This window comes from Aliiglaciecola lipolytica E3, from assembly GCF_000314975.1.
Lineage (GTDB): Bacteria > Pseudomonadota > Gammaproteobacteria > Enterobacterales > Alteromonadaceae > Aliiglaciecola > Aliiglaciecola lipolytica.
The window spans coordinates 1-14624 of sequence record NZ_BAEN01000030.1 but is presented as its reverse complement, the minus strand read 5'-3'; the positions used below and the strand labels follow the sequence as shown (position 1 = coordinate 14624).

Sequence of the window (14624 nt, the reverse complement as noted above, 5' to 3'; positions counted from 1 at the left end):
TAGATACCCCTTATTTGCTGATGCCATTTGTACGCCTAGCAAGCAATTGCTCGATGCAGCTGTCTGCTTGCGTAATAATTTGTTGAATTAAGACCTCTACACTGGGCAGACTCTCAATTGCAGCGGCTACTTGCCCACTTGGCATGATCCCCGCTTCTGGTTTGCCTTCTACCATTGATTTTTGCAATAAAATAGGTTGGTTTGCAGACATAATTAACGTTGCTGTTGCAGACGGGTCTTCGCGCAGGCCCTTAAAGAACACCTTCACCATATGCATGCTCGACATGCCAGTTTCTTTTTGCCATTGGCGCGCGCTACTGATTGCTATCCATAGGCGTTTCATGCCACTCGCCCTTTCTAATTTGTCGACAAAAGGTGTATTTAGCATACGATGGCGCATTCCATCGACCGCCGTAGATATTCTGATATCTTGCGGCTCTTTTGTGTCTATGTAACATTGTTTAATATTCTCAGGGGTAGGTGCATCTGATGTCATCATAAAACGTGTACCCATCGCCATCCCTGCAGCACCTGCAGCTAAAGCTGAGGCAAGCCCGCGCCCACAAGAAAAACCGCCGGCACTTATAACAGGCACCGAAACCGCCTCTAACACCTGAGGCAATAAGATACTAGTTGGCACACTCCCTGTATGACCACCACCTTCGCTGCCTTGAATCGTGATCATATCTGCGCCTAATTGAACGGCTTTAATCGCATGCTTAAGCGCGCCAACAGTTGGAATACACAATACACCTGCTGCTTTTAAGCGTGCAATAGTCTCTTGATCAGGCCCCCTGCCATAACTGACTGCGCGCAACTTATATTGCATAGCTAACTCTACGCATTGCATGGCGTTTTCTTGAAACATATGAAAATTTAGGCCAAAGTTACTCGAACCTGTAGCCGCAATCACTTTTTGTATTTGAGCTTCGATATCTTCTCTTGCAATGGTGGCTCCAGCCAGAAAACCAAAGCCGCCCGCTTTTGTAGTTGCAATGACTAGGTTTGCATCAGATACCCACCCCATAGCCGTTTGTATTATGGGATAGCGACAACCGAGCGCCTCCGTTACGGGCGTCTTCCATTTACTGTCTTTAGCGACGTTTTCAGTTTGCACGTCCATGTCACTTGCCCTTGGCAGATGAAGCTGACGATTTATTAGCATCAGCCATTGCTTTTGCGTCATAACCACCTAATCGGTCTCCCGACACAGTTTCGTTATGAGCATGGGCAAAATGGTGAAGACCAAAGGCCATATCCATGGTTGAGCGTTTACCCATTAAGTCTTCAGCACTATTAATGACTTGTTTAGTTAGCTGTAAACCGAGTCGAGGCATTTGTGCTATGCGAGATGCGAGTGCCATGGTGTCTTCTTTTAGCGAATCTCTTGACACTACTTTGTTGACCATGCCCATTTGATAAGCACGTTCAGCAGACATACGCTCACCGGTAAATAAAAATTCTTTGGCTATACGCGCGTTAAGTTCATGCACATGCGCAAAGTACTCCACGCCGGGGATGCCCATACGTACAACAGGATCTGAGAAAAACGCACGGTCATCCGCCACAATCAAGTCACATACCCACGCCAACATTAATCCACCAGCAACGCATGCGCCTTGCACCATCGCAATAGTAGGCTTTGGTAATTCGCGCCAGCGCCTGCACATTCCTAAATAGACTTCGTGTTCACGTGTATATAAAAACTCACCACCGGGTTTATTCACATGATCGTACCAAAGGTGAGTCCGCTCAAAGCTTTTGTCGACATCTCGCCCCGGCGTGCCGATATCATGACCAGCCGAAAAATGTTTACCGGCACCCGCTAAAACAACTACTTTTACATCATCGTCGTTAGTCGCTAGCTGTAATGCTTTGTCTAAGGCATAGGTCATTTGTGAGTTTTGCGCGTTGTTATACTCAGGACGATTCATGGTAACAATGGCAATATTGTCTTCTACTTGATAGTGCACCACGTCATCAATTACTTTTACATCACTCATCATTTATCGCCCTCTGTTTTGGCGGTCTCGCGCACGCCGGGAGGGTTATCTTTGAGTTGCTTTGCTCGAAGGTTATGAGGGTCGAACTTAGCGATAATTGCTAGTTGTTCATGCGTGGGCGCAGCGGTTGTAGGGGTGTCGTTATCAATATGAATAGCAAAGCCGGTTTTTTCAATCACCTCTTCAACACTTACACCGGGATGCAAACTCACTAGACGAAGCTGATGATTGGGCCCTTGCCAATCCATTACGCAAATATCAGTAATCACTAAACGAATATCAATATCATCTAGCTGATACCCTTTTGGTAACCTTGCTGGATTGTACCCAATTGAACACACCACATCGCATTCACCTTCTACAAATACTCGTTTATTATGGCTGGGCACAAAAAACGAATTAGCATGGCTGATAGAATTACCCGGTAATCCTCTAACACCTAGCATTTGAACTTTCGGCTTGTCATAATCAGCGCCCAAAGCCGAAATATTACTTTGTCCGTATTTGTCAATTTGCGTGGGGCCAATCATCGCATGTCGTTTTTGACTCCACACATTGTCAAAAATACGCGAAAAGCCCATCCATGTTTCGTTTTGTTGAACAAAGTCATCATCGCGAGGACCTATCGGATTGGGTTCGCTGAGCAAATATGCCTCTGAGTCAGTCATCATTAAATCAGGATTGCTGGTGCTCATGCATAAACTGGCCGCTAAGCGAGGTATCACACCTATTCCGGTAGCCAATACTTCACCGTCATTTACAAATGCTTTTGCTGCGGCACAAATCATTAATTCGGCTAAGCTATATTGAGTTGATGTCATAATTCTGCACGCCTTAATAAGTGGTTTGTGGGATCTGCTTAATGGCGTCAATGCCGCCAAGCAAAGCCTGATAATCTTGCTCTGTTTTACCGTTTATAAACGTATCGCTATATTCAGTAAAACCGCCCTCTTTTGCTGACTTGTTGTAGCGCAAAAAGTGTTTGTTATCTATGCCATAAAAAGGTGCGCATGAGGTTGGGTGCGCGCCACCTGGAATATGACATACCGCTGACGTTAAGCTTCTTTCCCAAAATACTTGGCGAGCAACTTCAGGACTATTAAAATGATGACTATCAACAATTTCATCACAACTCACATAGCTCTTTTTTGCCGCACGTACAAACCAGTCATCCATATGATGATCGGGGGCAGATATTCTGCACACGCCACGCTCATCAGCACGGTCAACATGCACTAAAGCAGCGTCAAGTTTTAGGGCGGGCATCGCTACCCACTCTTTATCGTCATAAGGGCTATTAATTACCTTTAAGTCAGGGTTGTTCTTAATCACATCAGTGCCTAAGCCCACTTGGGTAGGAATAAACGGAGACCCCCAAGCCGCTGCTCTTAAACCTAATAAGAGCATGCCCTCATCAATTTCCATGAGCTCTAGTTCACCTTGTTGTCGGGCAATACGAAAGTAAGGTTCAAGTGGAATGAAGTCGAGTGAAACAAAAGCAAAAATCAACTTTTTAACCTTACCAGCAGCGCACAACATGCCAACGTCGGCGCCGCCATAACTGACTATGGTTAAGTCTTTTAAATCGGACCGCAAAATTTCACGAATCAGCGCCATAGGTTTACGCCGAGGGCCCCATCCACCAATACCTACGGTCATACCATCACGTAATTCTGAGACTATTTGAGAAGCAGTTTTTACTTTATTCATTTATTTTTGTCCTACTGTAAAGTCATGACCCCAAAGACTTACGCGACTAAATTCAAACGCGCAATGTTCTTCCCAATTATCAATCTGTAAGCCGTCGTAGCCATATTCAAGGTCAAAACCTGAAGGCGTTTTCATATAAAAAGAAATCATTTTGTCGTTTAGATGCTGACCTAAAGTCGCCGATAGGTCTACGCCATGTGCTTGTTGCCTATCATGTGCACGACCGACTTCAGTCATGCTTTCAACCTCTACCATCGCATGCACGCACCCACTTGGTACTGGGAACTCGCAGATTGCAAGACTATGGTGGCGAGCGTTTGCGCAGTGCATAAAGTAAATGCGCACGTTGGGTGCATCTGGCGCTGGTTTAAAATTAAATAAATCAGATAGCTCAAAGCCCAACACCTCGGTTAGGAACCGATAGGTTTCATCAAAATTGGGCGCCGGTAAAACCGTATGGCCAAGCCCCATGTCCCCAGTTACAAAGGCAGGAACACCTTGCGGTGACACAAAAGGCTGACAATCTGAGATATGACCCCAATAGAGTTCATGGCGATTGCCGGCAGGATCATTCACAATGAGTATCTCTTGCACACCGCGCGACCTACAGAAGGCCTTGTCAGCTTCTTCAAACGCTACTGACTTTTCTTCTAAGCGTTGTTTTGCGTCATTAAAGGCAGCTTGATTGGCAAGTTCCCAGCCTGAAGCGACATAGCGTTTATCGTCGCCTTTAGTGATCAACATTCGATAAGGACGCTCGTCCATTTTTACATATAGACCATCTTCGTCGGTTGGGGATGTCATCATACCTAAGACTTGTTCTGCGTAGTCTTTCCACTCTGGTACATTGTCGGTTTGTGCTACAAAATAACCTAGTGCGCGAATATCCATAAATCCTCTCAAACATAATTGCTGTTAGTCTTATTATTAAATCTATAGACATGACCTTCATCGTCCATAAAGACTAACAAGAGATAGGATTAAAACTTTTAAAATTCAATAAGTTAAATGCAAGGCGAGCAAACAACTTGACCCCAAAAGGGGCAAGCTGAATGTTGTGTTATGTGTTTTTTATTAGACGTGATGTTATCGGTAAAGAATAACCAAATCGTTTATAACACTTGGTTTGTCATTGCCTTGCACGTGGATGTTCATTTCTAATGTCAATTGCACACCTTTGTGAGACGTACTGACATCTTTAACCTTGCTGCGTCCGTGAATAATAGAGCCTGCTGGCACCGGTGCAGGAAACCTAAGTCGATTGGAGCCATAGTTGACCATTGTGTTAAAACCAACAATTTCAAATGGTAAAGCGATAGTCAGCCTAGATTGCAACACCTGAACGAGAGAGCCGTGAGCAATCGTTGTCTTAAACGGGCTTTCTACTTTCGCTCGCTCAGGATCTGTGTGTAACCAATAATCATCACCGGACAGATCGGCGAACGCATTAATAAGCGTTTGATCAACCTCTATAGAGTTGCTCCACTCCGTAAATTTATTATCTGCTAATGCATATAGCGCACTTAAATTACTCACTGGCACTTGCACTTGCCCTTTGTCATTTACTGGCAGACCTTCAAGCGGATTGTCAAATTTGCGCTCACCGCCCTGGTTGTTAACTGCTGTAAAACGCAACAGTGTTTTACCATCAGCGGTGACCTTGTCAAAAATGGGTTTAAGCGGCATGCCTATCTGAATGTCTTGTTCTTCTATATCGATTAGCGTTGTGTTAACTCTCACCCCTTCCTTCAGTTCGACAACGGCTAAAGCTTGCGGCATTTCATCACTAAACTCAGGCATAGTAGGGATACGTGTTAAGGTGTAGGAATACAAGGTAGCCTCACCACTTACTTCCTTCCATTCAAGCTCATGGGCAAAACACGCTGTACAATGATTGCGCGGATAAAACACCCATGAGTCACAATCGTTACACTGCTGTATTTTTAGTTGATTTTGCTCGAGCGCTTGCCAGTATGGCTTTGAAATTTTAGTTGCTAATGGCATTGGTTTTAAGGTGCTCATCTTATCCCCCTTGTAATATTAATGCGCCCTGCTCACTCATTACGCCACCTGTGCCGCTGACAAATACATTGTCGCAACCAGATAACTGACGAGCTTGTGCAGAGTTAGAGATTTGATCAAAAGCTTCTATCACCTGAGAGTAACCACCAGCAGCCGCTGATTGACCAAAGCTAAGCTGACCACCATGCGTGTTTAAAGGAAAATCACCTTTAAACGTTAAATTGTGTTCTTTGATAAATCGCTGACCTTCACCTTTAGGCACGAACCCAGCGTCTTCAAGCGAAAGTAATACTGTTATAGTGTAACAATCATAAATTTGCGCTGCATGCATATCTTTTGGTGACAATCCCGCCATATTAAAGGCTCGTTTAGCCGCTTCTGCAACGGGGGTTACCGTCATGTCTTTCGCATACGAGGGTGATTTAAACGATAAACGTTCACCAAAACCAGTCACAAACGCTGGTCGTTTTTTTGCGCGTTGTGCTAATTCTTTTGAAGCAACAATAACCGCTGCACCGCCTGCCACAGGCATTACAATTTCCAACACATGAAGTGGGTCAGCAACTAGCTTAGACGCCAGCACATCTTCAATACTTAAATCTTTACCATTAAAGATAGCATCTTGGTGATATTGTGCGTTAAAGCGCTGATCTACCGCTATTTTTGCCATCGCAGATTTATCGTAACCGTATTGCGCAGCATAACGCTGTGCAATCATGGCATAACCGGTATTTTGTCCCATGTGGCCGTAAGGCAAATCAAACTCTGCTTCGGGGGCTCCAAATGCAGTACTATGGCCGCCAAAACGCATTGCTTGAGCCATCCATGCTGGGTCCTCTGTTGGCCCGAGCGGCGCCATTCTGGCAGGTATTACACAAAGCACGGCTTGGCATAAACCCATCTCAATAGCCATGGCTGCGCGCCAAACTTGTGCGACAGCAGTACAACCACCTAAATCGACCACTTCAGCAAAATTAACTTCGATACCTAAATATTCCGCTGCCATAGCAGGAACAAATACTGACGCTTCATGAAAGTGCGGACCATTTATGACTAAACCGTCGAGATCGTTTTTATGCAAGCCTGCATCAGTTAAAGCCTTATGCGCTAAATCTGCAACTTGTTCTAAATGGAACATTTGCGGCGCGGTTTGATATTTCTCGGGTTTATACTGCGCGGCGCCAACTATCGCCGCATTACCTGCAAGTCCCATCATTTCTCCTCAGCAATGACAAACGGAGCAAATCCTGCCGCTTGTAATGCATCTTTACTATATTCTTGATAAGCGCCTTGTTTGTCGTTGCGCACATAAATTGGTTCGTTACATAACGTAGGGTCGTAGCCTTGTTTTTGTAAATCTACTTTACGTAATTTAAACGTCGACGTCATGTCTGCAGCTTTACTCACTCTCACAAACTGAGGTGCCGCATAATTGGGTATTGTTTTAACTGTAAGCTCATAGAATGATTGCGGATCAAATTGATAGCCATCTTGCATAACAATTGCAGCCATACCTGCACGACCTTCATTTTCGGGAACTTGCACGCCGTAAATATTAACTAGCTCTGCGCCTTCATATTCAGAAAGAGCGGTGGCGACTTCTTGAGTCGACACATTTTCACTTTTCCACCTATACGTATCGCCTATGCGATCTACAAAATAGAAATAGCCATTTTCGTCATATCGCAGTAAATCACCAGAGCGCCAGTATGCATCGCCCTTTTGAAATACATCACGTAGAATTTTCTTTTCTGTTCCTTCCTTTGAGGTATAGCCTTCAAAACGCCCCCCGCCAAAGTCAGGATGATTAATTATCATCCCTAAGCCTTCACCCACTTCGCCGGGCTGACACAAAATATAGTTGCCGTTTTCATCTTTAAAGTGGGTTTCGGTTTCGGTGTCAAACCTAACCAATCTAAAATTAGTACGATCCCACCTTGGTACTCTTCCGCACGAACCTATGAAGTTGTCAATATTGATTAAATTCGTATTCGCCTCTGTAGAGCCCCAACCTTCATAAATATCCATTTGCCCGAAATATTCTAACCAACGACGCCAACTTACGTCGGTTAGTCCAGCACCTAGCATGCATCGCAAAGAATGATTCTTAGGTTTATTACCATTGGCATCTGCATAATTGAGTAAGTAGCGACATATCTCGCCTATATATTGACAAGTGGTCACGCCATATTGTTGAATATCGCGCCAAAACTGGCTCACACTAAATTTGCGTCTAACCACAATGCTCGCGCCCGCCGCAAGCGCGGTAGAGGTTACAGATGTAGCTGCTGCACCATGATATAGCGGTAGACAACAATAAAATACATCATCTGGCGTTGCGGATGTTGTATCCACCATCACATCACCCGACGTAAGCCATCTCATATGGCTATAAATAGCGGCTTTAGGCAAACCGGTTGTCCCTGACGTAAAGATCAAAAGAGTAGGCGTTTCACCCACTGTTTCGTTGCGGTCAAATGTACTTTGGGCATTTTGTAATGATACATCATTTGAGAAAGAGGTATCTATCCAACTTGGTACGCTTGGCTTGTTACTAATTTCGGCATCTGGCAACAACCATATTTGTTTACTCGCCAGCGCAGGCGTGTCTATAAAACGCTCAACACATTCTTCGCCAACTATAACCACACTGCTGTTGGTTGTCTTTATTGCATGCTCTAACACAGAACCTTGAACTTGAGTATTGATAAAAGCGACAATGACGCCAAGCTTAGTTAAACCAAACCATGTGAAGAAAAATTCAGGGCGATTTTCTAACGCCATTGCACATACATCTCCCTCTTTTAGACCTCTAGCTTGAACAGCATTGGCTAGCCGATTAGCTTGTTCATTGACATCTTTGTATGTATAGGTTTTACCTTGATAAACAATAAATGGGGAATCAGCATAATCTTTAGCTTGTGCTTCTAAGCGATCCGCAATGCTATATTTTTGGGACGGACTCACCGACCTAGCAGCCATTGCACGCTTGTCCATTTTAGCTTGCGTGTCAGCACGTAACACGGGTGCATCATCTAACGAACCTGCATATGGGATAGTCGTATCTTCCAAAGTATATTCTCCTAGTGTCTCAATCATCGAACGCGGATTTTAGGTGCGGGAGTGTCACCACGCATTGTTTGTAAAAATTGATCAAGTGGCGCTGGTGAGGCTACTTCAGGCAACTCATTTGCACTTGGTCTATTTTCCCAAAACGATTTCCATGAAGGAAAGAGGTCATGGAAGGTTCCTGTATATGGTTCGCGGCCTGGCCACCGCATCTTCATATCGCCAATAGGCGCAGCGTTAAGATCGCTTGCATACCAATAGCAAGGCAAGCGACGACGAAAATACCAAATGCCCTCTATACGCTCGTAGTCATCCCAGTACAGCATTTGCATTAATACCCACTCTCGTCCAGTTTCATGTTCATTTTTAGAGTAAACAACGCCAATGGCATGATCGGCATCTTTAAACTCAATAATGTGCTGACCTAAATGGTGAGAGGTGCCTGAAAACTGGTCGCGTAGGGTAGAATCGACCCATGCTTTCAAATTGGCACGTCCTATTTTGCCTCCGCCTACACGAACATCTGGCGCAAATAAACCAACATGAGCATCTATATCGCGCATATCGAGTGATAAGGCATATTTTGCAGCTAGTTGACGAATAGCTTCTATTGATTCCAGCCTATCGATACGTTTTTCTATACCGCTTGAGTTGACTGGGCTTTTACTGTCTGCTGTTGCGCTGTTATCGCTCATCGTTAATACCTAGAAAAAGTTTCTACAAAAAGGCCATGCCGCCGTTAACAGCAATATTTTGCCCAGTAATAAAACCTGAATCATCACAGGCTAAAAAGCTTGCAACCTTAGCAATATCGGTACTTTCCCCCATACGACCTAAAGGAATATTAGCAATCATCTGTTGCGTCCACTCGTCTGGTACGTCGGCCATCATTGGCGTGTTTGTAGGCCCCGGAATGATGGTATTGACCCTAATGCCATTGCCAGCTAGTTCGCGCGAAATACTTCGCGTTAACCCCATTACACCCGCTTTGGACGAACAATAGTGACTAGGACCTTCGCCAGTCATAGCCGCTGTACTTGAAATATTGATGATGTAACCCGAGCCTTGCTTTGCCATGACTTTAGCCGCCTCGCGACAACAGTAGAAGGTGCCATTAAGATTAACGCTTATGACTTTATCCCAGTGCTCATCAGGTGTTTCTAAAAAGGAATCAAACGAGCCCACGCCTGCACAGTTAACGATTACGTCAAGACGTCCAAACTTTTCAACCACGTTTTCGATAGCTTCTTTGACTGATGCGCTGCTTGCGATATTAGCAGTTAGACCAAGCGCATTTTCAGGCTTATCAAGTGCTTCAACTGTTTTATTTACCGCATCAGTATTGATATCAACAGCAACGACTTTGGCACCCGCGCTAGCAAAATGCCGCACAATCTCTTGCCCCATGCCTTGACCTGCGCCAGTCACTAAGACAACTTGATCTTGATGCTTCATAGTTTTTTCCTTTGAAAACGATAGCGAGAAGAAATATCTGCACACAAACCGCTTGTTAATTTTTAGTTAATACTGAAACACCTAATGAGATGTAACATCGTCCATCAAGACTAACTATAAAAAAGGCTCAAAAAATGACAGATTGGTCTAAATGGACGATGCTTTTAGTCCGATAGCAACGCAATCTTTAGAACTTACGAAGCTACTTATTCACATTTTTGCTCTGAAGAGCTAGTGAACCGGCGACTTGAGCCAGTACTTTTTTAGCACCTTTTGCTGCACCAACTAGGAGTAGACACTTTGACTGCACAACCCCAGGACTTACCGCTCCCTACAGGACACTTTGTGAAGATTGAAAATGGTCTTACATTACACTATCTCGAAGAAGGGTCCGGACCTGTAGTAATATGGCTACATGGCAGTGGTCCGGGCGCGAGTGGCTTTAGTAACTTTAAAGAGAATTACCCAGAATTTGTAAAAGCTGGTTATCGCAATATCATTTTAGATTTGCCGGGTTTTGGACGCTCAGATAAACCTGACGATGTGAATTACGATCTAGATTTTTTTGTTGCTGCACTCAACGGGCTAATAAAGGCCTTAGATCTTGGCAAGGTAACCTTACTAGGTAATTCTTTGGGCGGCGCTATAGCATTAGGTCAGGCACTTGCTTATCCAAACACAATTGAAAGACTAGTGCTGATGGCGCCAGGCGGTGTTGAAGAACGCGAAACATACTTTCAAATGGAAGGCATTCAGCGCATGGTTGAAGTTTTCAACCGAGGCCCGATGGGTATCGAAGAAATGCGCGAAGTCATGTCTTTACAACTATTTGATGCAAGCGCGCTTTCAGACGATATATTGGCAGAGCGCTCAGCGGTTGCAGTGACACAACCGGCTAACCTGTTCAGCACAATGATGGTGCCTAACATGACAGAGCGTTTGTCGGAAATTAATTGTCCTGTATTAGGTTTTTGGGGAATAAACGATAGATTTAATCCGCACCAAGGTGTGCATAAATTTTTAGATAACCTGCCTAAAGCTAGATTTTTGATGCTAAATCGCTGTGGTCATTGGGTACAAGTAGAGCACACACGATTATTTAACGCTACCTGTATCGATTTTTTGCAAAACAGTTAAGTTTTTATCAGATAAGCTTTAGACAGTTTATGCAAGCAACTGCGGCAAATAAGAAATGAATAAGTAAAAGGACTAGCATGACAGCATATCAACACCTTTTTAAGCCGAGTAAAATTGGTGAGTTATCATTACGAAACCGCATAATTATGGCGCCGATGGGGTCAAACTACGCCGAAAAAGATGGTCACTGCGGCGAGCGTATTCAAGCTTATTACGAGGCACGTGCGAAAGGTGGTGTTGGCCTAATCACCATGGGCGTAGTCTCAATCGCGTATCCAGCAGGAACTGCAGAACCTTATCAAGTGGGCATATCAAAAGATGAATTTATTCCTGGCTTAAAAGCGCTGACCGACAGAGTTCATAAGCATGGAGCAAAAATTTCGCTGCAGTTACAACATGCAGGTAAAACATCGACAAGAGACATGGCCGAAGGGCGAGAAGTTTGGGTGCCATCAATGCCACCGCCACCGCCTAAAGGTAATGATATGATGCAGCACGTCACTATGAAGGAAGTCAGTACTTTTGTGCGCCCTAGTAAAGATGTGCCGGTGACCATGCGGGTTATGGATAAGGCTGATATAAGACAAATGATAGATTGGTTCGCGCAAGCTGCGAAACGAGCCAAAGCTGCTGGGTTTGATGGCATCGAGATACATGCTGCGCACACATACATTATCGCTGGTTTTTTATCTCGATATTATAACCAACGTGATGATGAGTACGGCGGTAATATCGAAAACCGCGCTCGCCTATTACTTGAAGTAATAGCAGCAATTCAAGAACAAGTTGGAAAGAATTATCCCCTTTGGCTCCGACTAGATGCAGAAGAACTTGGCACTGATGGCGGTATTAGCATAGAGGACTGTATTGCAGTCACCAAAATGGTAGAAAAAGCAGGGCTTGATGCGGTTAGTATTTCGGCTTATGCGAATATCACAAGCGGTGCTGCTTTTACCGAAGCGCCCATTGTGCATAAACCCGCAGGCTTTCTAGATTGGGCTGAGCAGGTCAGCAACGCAGTATCTATTCCTGTGATCGCTGTCGGTAGAATAGAGCCAAAAATAGCCGATGAAGCGATTGCAGACGGGAAATGCGACTTTGTTGGCATGGGCCGAAAACTGTTAGCAGACCCAGAATTGCCCAATAAACTCTTTGCAAATAAAGAAGCTAATGTACGTCCCTGCATCTATTGCTACGTGTGTGTTAGTCAAATTTTTATCAACCAGCGTGTCAAATGCGCCGTCAACCCTCGCACGGGGCAAGAATATAAACTAAACCTAATTATGACCGACAAACCCAAAAACATTGTTGTGATTGGTGGCGGTCCTGCAGGAATAGAAGCTGCGGTGACGGCGAGTAATCGCGGGCATAATGTGACGCTTTTAGAACGCAGTAAACGACTTGGTGGGACACTATTTTTCGCCACGCTCGCTTACAAAGAAAACGGACAGTTATTAGACTTTCAGAAACGCCAGTTAGCAGAATCAAAGGTGACGGTAAAATTGGGCGTCACTGTAACACCCGAAACTCTTAAGTCTTATCAAGCGGACGAAGTATATGTGGCCACAGGTGCAAGTCGCGATATGCCAAACATCAAAGGTTCTGAGCATAATCATGTATGGTCAGGCGAGCAACTTAGGCAATTATTAACAGGTGAAATAAGTCCGAGCACCCGTGCTCAACTATCGCTTTATCAGCGCGTAATGGTTGGCTGTGGTAACTTATTTGGCTTAACCAAAAGTGTTGAAGCGCTGCAGCGTTTATCGCATATTTGGATGCCCTTAGGTAAACGCGTAACTATTATCGGCGGTGGGTTAGTAGGTTTAGAGTTAGCTGAATTTTTAGGTGAGCGAGGACGTAAGGTTACCGTTCTAGAGCAGTCTCGCGACTTAGGTGCTGAGCTAAGTATTGTGCGTCGCTGGCGCGTGCTGCATAACCTCAAACATTTTGATGTTGAAGTGGTAAGGCAAGCCAACATTATTAGCATTGACGAAAAACACGTTCATTATAAGGTTAAAGATGAAAACCACTGTGTAATATCCGATACCGTCGTGATGGCGACAGGTATCGCGACTGATAGAAAACTTGCTGATGCAATAATAGAAGCGGGATTCGAGGTGAAAGTAATCGGCGATAGCAATAAGGTAGGTTATATAGAAGGTGCTATAGATTCAGGTTATCGCATTGGCTTAGCGTCATAAAGCACAGCAAAATTGTTCGCAAGACTAGGGTGTTGTCGGCTCTGACAAAAAAATCGCTATCTTTATTTAAGCTGCGAGAGTGCCTAGTATTTGCCACGTGATGCAAAAATTAGCTTATTTTTATACAAATTAATTTGGAGTAACAACGTGACAGCAACCTTATCTCCTTTCGATAAAGTCTCTATTGGCCCGCTCAATTTGCGAAATCGTTTTATTAAAGCAGGCGCAAACGAAGCAATGTGTATTGAAGGTAAACCCACCAAGGCATTGGTTAAGCATCATAGTGATCTTGCCGCTGGTGGTGTAGGCATGACAACAGTTGCCTATATGGCAGTAACATCCGAAGGCCGTACTTTACCCAACCAAATATGGATGCGTGACGAAGTGTTACCTGACCTTAAAGTCTTAACAAATGCTGTTCATACTCAAGGAGGGGCCATTTCAGCGCAGCTCACCCATGCTGGCTCTTTTGTTACCGGTATAAGGGTAAAGGGGCGTACCATGAGTTCCAGCGGCGGTTTTAACCCAGCTGGCTTGCTAAAAGGTAATTTTTTCTGCCGCGAAATGAATGAAAACGATATGCAAACGGTTATTGATGATTTTGTACGAGCGGCTGAGTTATGCAAACAGGCTGGATTCGATGCTCTTGAATTGCATATGGGTCATGGCTATTTACTCAATCAATTTATATCGCCGTTAAGCAATAAACGGGACGATGAATATGGCGGTAGTATCGAAAATAGAGTGCGCTTCCCAGCCAGAGTGCTCGCAGCCGTTAAGAAGGCAGTGGGTGAGCATTTAGCAATTTTATGCAAAATCAGCGTCGCCGATGGCGTTCGCAAAGGCACACAGGTTTCTGACTCAATAATTACTGCACAGTTACTACAAGATGCCGGTGCAGATATGCTGGTATTGTCGGGTGGACGTAATATCGAATCTACATGGTATATGTTTGGCAGCAATATGAATCGTGAAGAAATGGGTAAAGTCCTAAAAGCTCATGGTCAAAAGCTATTATCGCTAATGG

General features: G+C 44.4%; 13 protein-coding genes. 3 read left to right on the top strand and 10 right to left on the bottom strand.

What is annotated here, in order from left to right:
- Nucleotides 1-10: 10 nt before the first annotated feature.
- The 10 genes from GLIP_RS06460 to GLIP_RS06415 form a co-directional block, all read right to left on the bottom strand.
- Entirely contained in the window at nt 11-1186 is a 1176-nt protein-coding gene (locus tag GLIP_RS06460) for an NAD(P)H-dependent flavin oxidoreductase (protein WP_226992189.1), read from the bottom strand.
- Nucleotides 1125-2006 carry an enoyl-CoA hydratase gene (locus GLIP_RS06455; protein ID WP_008843792.1) on the bottom strand — a complete coding sequence of 294 codons (882 nt, stop codon included), beginning with the start codon at nt 2004-2006 and terminating at the stop codon, nt 1125-1127. Before GLIP_RS06455 ends, GLIP_RS06460 begins: the two co-directional genes overlap by 62 nt.
- Nucleotides 2003-2824 (bottom strand): CoA-transferase subunit beta, encoded by an 822-nt coding sequence (locus GLIP_RS06450; RefSeq protein ID WP_008843791.1) that lies wholly within the window; start codon nt 2822-2824, stop codon nt 2003-2005. The genes GLIP_RS06455 and GLIP_RS06450 overlap by 4 nt, the downstream gene beginning before the upstream one ends.
- Before the next feature lie 13 nt (nt 2825-2837).
- The gene (locus GLIP_RS06445) at nt 2838-3713 is read right to left on the bottom strand and encodes a CoA transferase subunit A (RefSeq protein ID WP_008843790.1); all 876 of its coding nucleotides are present in this window, start codon (nt 3711-3713) and stop codon (nt 2838-2840) included.
- Nucleotides 3714-4604: a VOC family protein gene (locus tag GLIP_RS06440; RefSeq protein ID WP_008843789.1), complete on the bottom strand. Its 891-nt coding sequence runs from the start codon at nt 4602-4604 to the stop codon at nt 3714-3716.
- Between the two features lie 195 nt (nt 4605-4799).
- Complete coding sequence (locus tag GLIP_RS06435) at nt 4800-5735, bottom strand: bifunctional OB-fold nucleic acid binding domain-containing protein/MaoC family dehydratase (RefSeq protein WP_008843788.1); 936 nt, start codon at nt 5733-5735, stop codon at nt 4800-4802.
- Nucleotide 5736: 1 nt separating this feature from the next.
- The gene (locus tag GLIP_RS06430) at nt 5737-6951 is read right to left on the bottom strand and encodes a thiolase family protein (protein ID WP_226992188.1); all 1215 of its coding nucleotides are present in this window, start codon (nt 6949-6951) and stop codon (nt 5737-5739) included.
- On the bottom strand, nt 6948-8807 hold the full coding sequence (locus GLIP_RS06425; RefSeq protein ID WP_008843786.1) for a long-chain-acyl-CoA synthetase: 1860 nt from the start codon (nt 8805-8807) through the stop codon (nt 6948-6950). The genes GLIP_RS06430 and GLIP_RS06425 overlap by 4 nt, the downstream gene beginning before the upstream one ends.
- 23 nt (nt 8808-8830) lie before the next feature.
- Complete coding sequence (locus GLIP_RS06420) at nt 8831-9499, bottom strand: nuclear transport factor 2 family protein (protein ID WP_008843785.1); 669 nt, start codon at nt 9497-9499, stop codon at nt 8831-8833.
- 22 nt (nt 9500-9521) lie between these two features.
- On the bottom strand, nt 9522-10259 hold the full coding sequence (locus tag GLIP_RS06415; protein WP_008843784.1) for an SDR family NAD(P)-dependent oxidoreductase: 738 nt from the start codon (nt 10257-10259) through the stop codon (nt 9522-9524).
- Nucleotides 10260-10559: 300 nt separating this feature from the next.
- On the opposite strand from GLIP_RS06415, the gene GLIP_RS06410 reads away from it, so the two are divergent.
- The 3 genes from GLIP_RS06410 to GLIP_RS06400 form a co-directional block, all read left to right on the top strand.
- Nucleotides 10560-11396 (top strand): alpha/beta fold hydrolase, encoded by an 837-nt coding sequence (locus GLIP_RS06410; RefSeq protein ID WP_008843783.1) that lies wholly within the window; start codon nt 10560-10562, stop codon nt 11394-11396.
- A 77-nt stretch (nt 11397-11473) separates the two neighbouring features.
- Nucleotides 11474-13597, top strand: coding sequence for an oxidoreductase (locus GLIP_RS06405; protein ID WP_008843782.1), 2124 nt, complete (start codon nt 11474-11476; stop codon nt 13595-13597).
- A gap of 147 nt (nt 13598-13744) precedes the next feature.
- Nucleotides 13745-14624: NADH:flavin oxidoreductase (locus GLIP_RS06400; protein WP_040522172.1), on the top strand; the 880-nt coding region annotated here is incomplete at its 3' end.

Excerpts from the sequence above, each read along its gene's own strand:
- GLIP_RS06460 (WP_226992189.1), bottom strand. The coding sequence starts at position 1,186 with ATGACGCAAAAGCAATGGCTGATGCTAATAAATCGTCAGCTTCATCTG.
- GLIP_RS06435 (WP_008843788.1), bottom strand. The coding sequence starts at position 5,735 with ATGAGCACCTTAAAACCAATGCCATTAGCAACTAAAATTTCAAAGCCA.
- GLIP_RS06415 (WP_008843784.1), bottom strand. The coding sequence starts at position 10,259 with ATGAAGCATCAAGATCAAGTTGTCTTAGTGACTGGCGCAGGTCAAGGC.
- GLIP_RS06455 (WP_008843792.1), bottom strand. The coding sequence starts at position 2,006 with ATGATGAGTGATGTAAAAGTAATTGATGACGTGGTGCACTATCAAGTA.
- GLIP_RS06405 (WP_008843782.1), top strand. The coding sequence starts at position 11,474 with ATGACAGCATATCAACACCTTTTTAAGCCGAGTAAAATTGGTGAGTTA.
- GLIP_RS06450 (WP_008843791.1), bottom strand. The coding sequence starts at position 2,824 with ATGACATCAACTCAATATAGCTTAGCCGAATTAATGATTTGTGCCGCA.
- GLIP_RS06445 (WP_008843790.1), bottom strand. The coding sequence starts at position 3,713 with ATGAATAAAGTAAAAACTGCTTCTCAAATAGTCTCAGAATTACGTGAT.
- GLIP_RS06420 (WP_008843785.1), bottom strand. The coding sequence starts at position 9,499 with ATGAGCGATAACAGCGCAACAGCAGACAGTAAAAGCCCAGTCAACTCA.
- GLIP_RS06430 (WP_226992188.1), bottom strand. The coding sequence starts at position 6,951 with ATGATGGGACTTGCAGGTAATGCGGCGATAGTTGGCGCCGCGCAGTAT.
- GLIP_RS06440 (WP_008843789.1), bottom strand. The coding sequence starts at position 4,604 with ATGGATATTCGCGCACTAGGTTATTTTGTAGCACAAACCGACAATGTA.